Source organism: Micromonospora foliorum (assembly GCF_022229015.1).
Taxonomy (GTDB): Bacteria; Actinomycetota; Actinomycetes; order Mycobacteriales; family Micromonosporaceae; genus Micromonospora; species Micromonospora foliorum.
Genome location: NZ_JAKKFF010000280.1, coordinates 1 through 5,196, shown reverse-complemented (window position 1 = coordinate 5,196; position 5,196 = coordinate 1). Strand labels below are relative to the sequence as shown.

At 71.9% G+C, this 5,196-nt stretch carries 4 protein-coding genes and 2 pseudogenes; 3 read left to right on the top strand and 3 right to left on the bottom strand.

The annotated features are described in order from the left end of the window. Nucleotides 1-91: 91 nt before the first annotated feature. The 3 genes and pseudogenes from PSH25_RS20600 to PSH25_RS20590 all read left to right on the top strand — a co-directional run. Nucleotides 92-1,309 (top strand): annotated as a pseudogene (locus PSH25_RS20600) (class E sortase); the annotation flags it as partial. 4 nt (nucleotides 1,310-1,313) lie between these two features. Continuing rightward, nucleotides 1,314-1,592: a hypothetical protein gene (locus tag PSH25_RS20595; RefSeq protein WP_238660648.1), complete on the top strand. Its 279-nt coding sequence runs from the start codon at nucleotides 1,314-1,316 to the stop codon at nucleotides 1,590-1,592. 2 nt (nucleotides 1,593-1,594) lie between these two features. Next, nucleotides 1,595-2,245 (top strand): aminodeoxychorismate/anthranilate synthase component II, encoded by a 651-nt coding sequence (locus tag PSH25_RS20590; protein WP_238660647.1) that lies wholly within the window; start codon nucleotides 1,595-1,597, stop codon nucleotides 2,243-2,245. A 46-nt stretch (nucleotides 2,246-2,291) separates the two neighbouring features. On the opposite strand, the gene PSH25_RS20585 is transcribed toward PSH25_RS20590, so the two are convergent. From PSH25_RS20585 to PSH25_RS20575, 3 genes and pseudogenes are all read right to left on the bottom strand, one after another. Further along, entirely contained in the window at nucleotides 2,292-2,987 is a 696-nt protein-coding gene (locus tag PSH25_RS20585) for a SanA/YdcF family protein (RefSeq protein WP_238660646.1), read from the bottom strand. 19 nt (nucleotides 2,988-3,006) lie between these two features. Beyond that, the gene (gene pknB, locus PSH25_RS20580; protein WP_238660645.1) at nucleotides 3,007-4,824 is read right to left on the bottom strand and encodes a Stk1 family PASTA domain-containing Ser/Thr kinase; all 1,818 of its coding nucleotides are present in this window, start codon (nucleotides 4,822-4,824) and stop codon (nucleotides 3,007-3,009) included. After that, nucleotides 4,821-5,196, bottom strand: a pseudogene (locus tag PSH25_RS20575) (serine/threonine protein kinase); the annotation flags it as partial. The gene pknB and the pseudogene PSH25_RS20575, both read right to left, overlap by 4 nt.

Genomic DNA, 5,196 nt, shown 5'->3' with positions numbered 1-5,196 from the left:
CAGCGCGGGTGGTAGACGGAGCACGGCTGGGCTGTCGATCTGCTACCGCGCTCTGTCGCGTGGTTGTGTTGTTTTTCAAGGATACTGCCCCCACCGAGATCTACCCTCTTTCCCTCCCCGGCTCTCTTCCGTGCTCGGGTTGCCGACCCGGCCGACGGCCTCCGGCACTCCGGGCCGGCCTGCCTCCTCCGGCCCCTCGACGCCGCCGCTGGCCGACTCGCCGACCGCGTACATTCCGCAGGTCACCGCCCGGCCCGGCCGACCCGCCGGCTCCCCGGTCTCACCGGCCGCCCCCGACCGCATCGCAGCGGCCGGGCAGGGAGGCTTCGCCTCGGCCGGGCCGAGCCGGGTCCCGCCGACCGGGCCGACCCGAGTCCCACCGGGCGTCGCGGACCCGGCGGCCACCGCGCTGATTCCGGCCGTGCCCGCCACACCCGCCACCAGGCCGCCGACCATGGACTCGACCGCGTTGATGGGTGCCGTTCCCCGCACGGCGGTTCCCGACGAGCCAACCGGCGGCAACCCCACCGACCCGCCCCAACCCCGCCGCGGCGAACGGGTGGTCCAACTCCGACCGCACCAGACCGGCGAGGGCTACAAGAGCGTCTACTCCGAGCTCACCCGCCCGTCGTTCGGCTCGCGACTGCGTACCGGCGTCCGGGTCACCGGCGAGATCCTGATTACCTTCGGCCTGGTGGTCCTGCTCTTCGCCGGCTACGAGGTCTGGGGCAAGTCGGCCATCGTCGACGCCCACCAGAACGACCTCAACAACGAGTTGGCTCAGGCGTGGGCCCCGACCGACGACCCGACGGTCGTCCCGTCGGTGGGCCCGAGCGTCAAACCCTCCCCACCGGTACGCGGCAAGCCGCTCGCCGGCCTCTACATCCCCAAGCTGGACAAGAACTGGGTCGTCGTCGAGGGCGTCACTCAGGAGGACATCCGCTTCGCCCCGGGCCACTACCCAACCAGCGCGCTCCCCGGCCAGGTGGGCAACTTCTCCGTCGCCGGCCACCGCAACCGGGCCACCTTCTGGCGGCTGGACGAGCTGGATGAGGGCGACCCGATCGTGGTCGAGAGCAAGACCGACTGGTACGTCTACCGGGTGTCGCAGTCCCGCATCGTCCGGCCCACCCAGGTCGAGGTGGTGGCGCCGGTGCCCGGCGAGCCGGACAAGAAGGCGACCAGGCGGATGCTCACCCTCACCACGTGCAACCCGAAGTTCGACAACTACCAGCGCCTGATCATCCACGCCGAACTGGACCGCAGCCAACCCAAGTCCGCGGGCCGCCCGGCGGAGCTGGGAGGCTGACCCGATGTACGCGTTCATCTGGCGCAAGCTGCCGTTCGGCCTGGTCGGAAAGTTGACCGGCTCGGTGCTGCTGGTGGCCGCCACGGTGGCCCTGCTCTGGTACGTCGCCTTCCCGTGGGCCGAGCCCCTGCTGCCCTTCGACGACGTGCAGGTCGAGTCCGGCGTACCCGCCGAGACGGGTGGCGGCGACCCGGTGACCGTGGAGACCCCGGCCGGCGACGAGCACGAGCTGCCGTACGACACCGACCAGAACAACCCCGCGCCCCCCTCCCCGAGCAGGTGACCATGCGCGTCCTGGTGATCGACAACTACGACTCCTTCGTCTTCAACCTCGTCCAATATCTGGGCCAACTCGGCGTGGACTGCGAGGTCCGCCGCAACGACGAGATCGACGTCGCCGAGGTGGGCACGGTCGGCGCGGACGGCATCCTGCTGTCGCCCGGTCCGGGCAGCCCGGACCGGGCCGGCATCTGCCTGGACGTCATCCGGGAGTACGCGGGCCAGCTCCCGATCTTCGGTGTCTGCCTCGGCCACCAGGCGATCGGCGAGGCGTTCGGGGCGACCGTGACGCGCGCCCCGGAGCTGCTGCACGGCAAGACCTCCGAGGTACGGCACCACTCGGTCGGCGTACTCGCCGGCCTGCCCGACCCGTTCACCGCCACCCGGTACCACTCGCTCGCGGTGCTGCCCGAGACGCTCCCCGACGAGCTGGAGGTCACCGGCTGGACCGGCTCCGGCGTGGTGATGGCGATGCGGCACCGGACGCTGCCCATCGAGGGCGTCCAGTTCCACCCGGAGTCGGTGCTCACTGAGGGCGGTCACCTGATGCTGGCCAACTGGCTGGCGAGTTGCGGTCACCCCGAGGCGCTGGAGCGCGCGCCCGCGCTGGCCGCCGAGGTCGACGCCCGTCGTCGCGCGGCCTTCGCCACCGCCTGAGCGTCAGGGCCCGCTCACCGGATCGTCGGAACCCGTGCCGGCCGGGTCAGCCGCGCAGCGCGTCCTGCACCGCGGGGTCAGCGGGCGAGCGCACCGCCGGCGGTCGGTCACGCACCGCGTCCCACGCCGCCTTGCCACTGGCGAAGTAGTCCCGAACCGACTTCTCGGCGAGCAGGGCGGCGCCACAACCGTCGCAGCGGGCGGTCACCCCGTCGACGTCGAGGCCGAGCTGCCGGCACAGTGTCACCGCCCGGGACAGGTGGTACGACTGGGTGACGATCAGGGCCCGCTCGACGCCGTACACCTCGCGGGCTCTCGCGCAGCTGTCGTAGGTGTCCAGGCCGAACGGGTCGGCCACCACCCGACGCCTGTCGACACCGCGCTCGGCGAGGTACGTCGTCATCACCGCCGGCTCGTCGCCTGACGCGCCACCGCCGTCGCCCGACACGAGGACGACCGTGGCCCGCCCGCTGGCCACCAACTCGGCGGCGGTGTCCAGGCGGCCGGCGAGACGGTCCCCGGGCCGCTGCCGATCGGCTGCCACCTCGGTGCCGAGCACGATCACCACGTCGGCGGCCGGCGCGTCGACGGCGGCGTACACGTGGCCGCGTGCGGCGAACGTCGTCCAGAGCCACGGACAACTGGCGAGCACCACCACGACGAGGCCCGAGACGGCCAGGCGGCGGAGGCGTCTAGGCCACCGCCGCACCGGCCCGACCGGGGACGTTTCCGCCTCGGTCACGCCGTTGCCCACGGATCGCCTAGTCCTGGGGCCGGCTCGACGGGGGCGGGAACGGCAGACCGATGCCGCCCCCGTTGCCGGGGGTGGTCGGCGTGCCCGTCGGCGTGCCCGTCGGCGTGATCGTCGGCGTCGGGTCGGTCTCCGGCTCGGGCTGACTCACCTTGATGGTCACCCTCGTGCCGGTGGGCTTCTTCTCGTTGCCGTTCGGGCTCTGGTCGGTGACATTCCCCGCCTGGGCGGCGGGCACCTCCGGCCCGTCCTGCACGACAACCGTGAAGCCTGCGTTCCGGAGGACTCGGGTGGCCTCCTCCTGGCCCAGTCCGACGACGTCCGGCACCTCACGAACCTTGCCGTTCGAGACCGTCAGCGTCACCTGCGTGCCTTCGGGAACGCTCTCGCCCTCGGGCGGCTCGACTTTGAGAACCTCGTCCTGGCTCGCCTCGTCGTTCACCGTCTTGATGTCGTACTTGAGGTTCGCCTCGGTGAGCCGGGCGATGGCGCTCTCCCGCTTGCTGCCCTTGAGCCCGGCGGGAACGCGCACCTCGGGCTTGCCACCACAGATCTGAATGATGACCGTGCGGTTCTGCTCCACCTGGGTGGTCGGCAGCGGGTTCTGCTTGACGACCGTGCCCTCGGTGCAGTCACTGGCCAGCACCGCGTCACCCACCTGCGCGGACAGACCGGCTCTCTGGATCTCAGCGATCGCCGCGTCCCGGGTCTTGCCGGTGAGGGTGGGCACCGACTTCAGGTCCTTGTCCTGCTGCATGTTCCAGAGCAGGGCGGCGACCAGGGCGATCACCGCCAGCACGCCGACCGCGCTGAACGTCGCGATCAACCAGGAGGACGCCTTGCGCTGACGCGGGTCGCCCACCCGGGCCGGGATCTGCCGGGTCTGCTGCCCGCCGGAGGGAGCCGGATAGCCGCCCCCACCGCCGGCCGGGGCCATCGCCACCGTCTCCGCCTCGCGCAGCACCGGGGTCGCCAGCACGGGCCGGCCGGCGGCGGCGCGAAGCAGGTCGGCCCGCATCTCGCCGGCGCTCTGGTAGCGGTTGAGCGGGTTCTTCGACAGCGCCTTGAGCACGATCGCGTCGACGGCCGGGGTGACGTCCGGGTTGATGTCGCTCGGCGTCGGCGGCGTCTCCCGTACATGCTGGTACGCGACGCTGACCGGGCTGTCCCCGACGAACGGCGGGTGCCCGCAGACCAGCTCGAAGAGCACGCAGCCAGCCGCGTACACGTCGGAGCGCGCGTCGACGGCCTCGCCGCGTGCCTGCTCCGGGGAAAGATATTGTGCCGTGCCGATCACCGCGCTGGTCTGCGTCATGGTGGTCGCACCGCTGGCCAGCGCGCGGGCGATGCCGAAGTCCATCACCTTGACCTGGCCGGTCTGGGTGAGCATCACGTTGCCGGGCTTGATGTCCCGGTGGATGATGCCGTGCCGGTGACTGAACTCCAGCGCGGCGCACATGTCGGCGCAGATCTCCAGCGCGCGGCGCGGCTGCAGCCGCCCCTCGGCGCCGAGGACCTCCTTCAAGGTCCGCCCGTTGACGAACTCCATGACGATGAACGGCAGTGTCTCGCCGGTCGGCGCGGTCTCCTCGCCGGTGTCGTAGACCGCCACGATGGCCGGGTGGTTGAGCGAGGCGGCGTTCTGCGCCTCCCGACGGAACCGCATCTGGAACGTCGCGTCCCGGGCGAGGTCGGTGCGGAGCATCTTGATCGCGACGTCCCGACCGAGCCGGAGGTCGCGACCACGGTGCACCTCGGCCATGCCGCCATAGCCGAGCAGCTCGCCGACCTGGTACCTGCCACCGAGCAGGCGGGCCTGCGCTGTCATCGCGTCTGTCGTCCTTCGCTCGTCGTCGTCCCGCCGTCGCCCGGCTGGAGTCGTACCTCTCGACGGTACGACGTCCGGGTCGGATCGTCGCGCCCGTCGAGTCGTAGCGCGCCGGACGTCACGGTGCGCGGCGTCAGCCCGGCGGATACGCCGGCCTGCGACTGCTTCCGTAGGTTGTAGGAAATCACGCCGGAGCAGAGCAGGACCAGCACGGCCAACAGGATGGCGAGCAGCACCATTCCGGGCCGGGACCGCTGCGGCTGGGGTGACGGCGTCGCCGGGGCGGCCGGTCGGGCGTACGCCGGCGGGTGTTCCTGCCGGGGCGGCCCGGACGGCACCGCTGCCGCGCCGCGTGGGTAGCCGTTCGGTGCG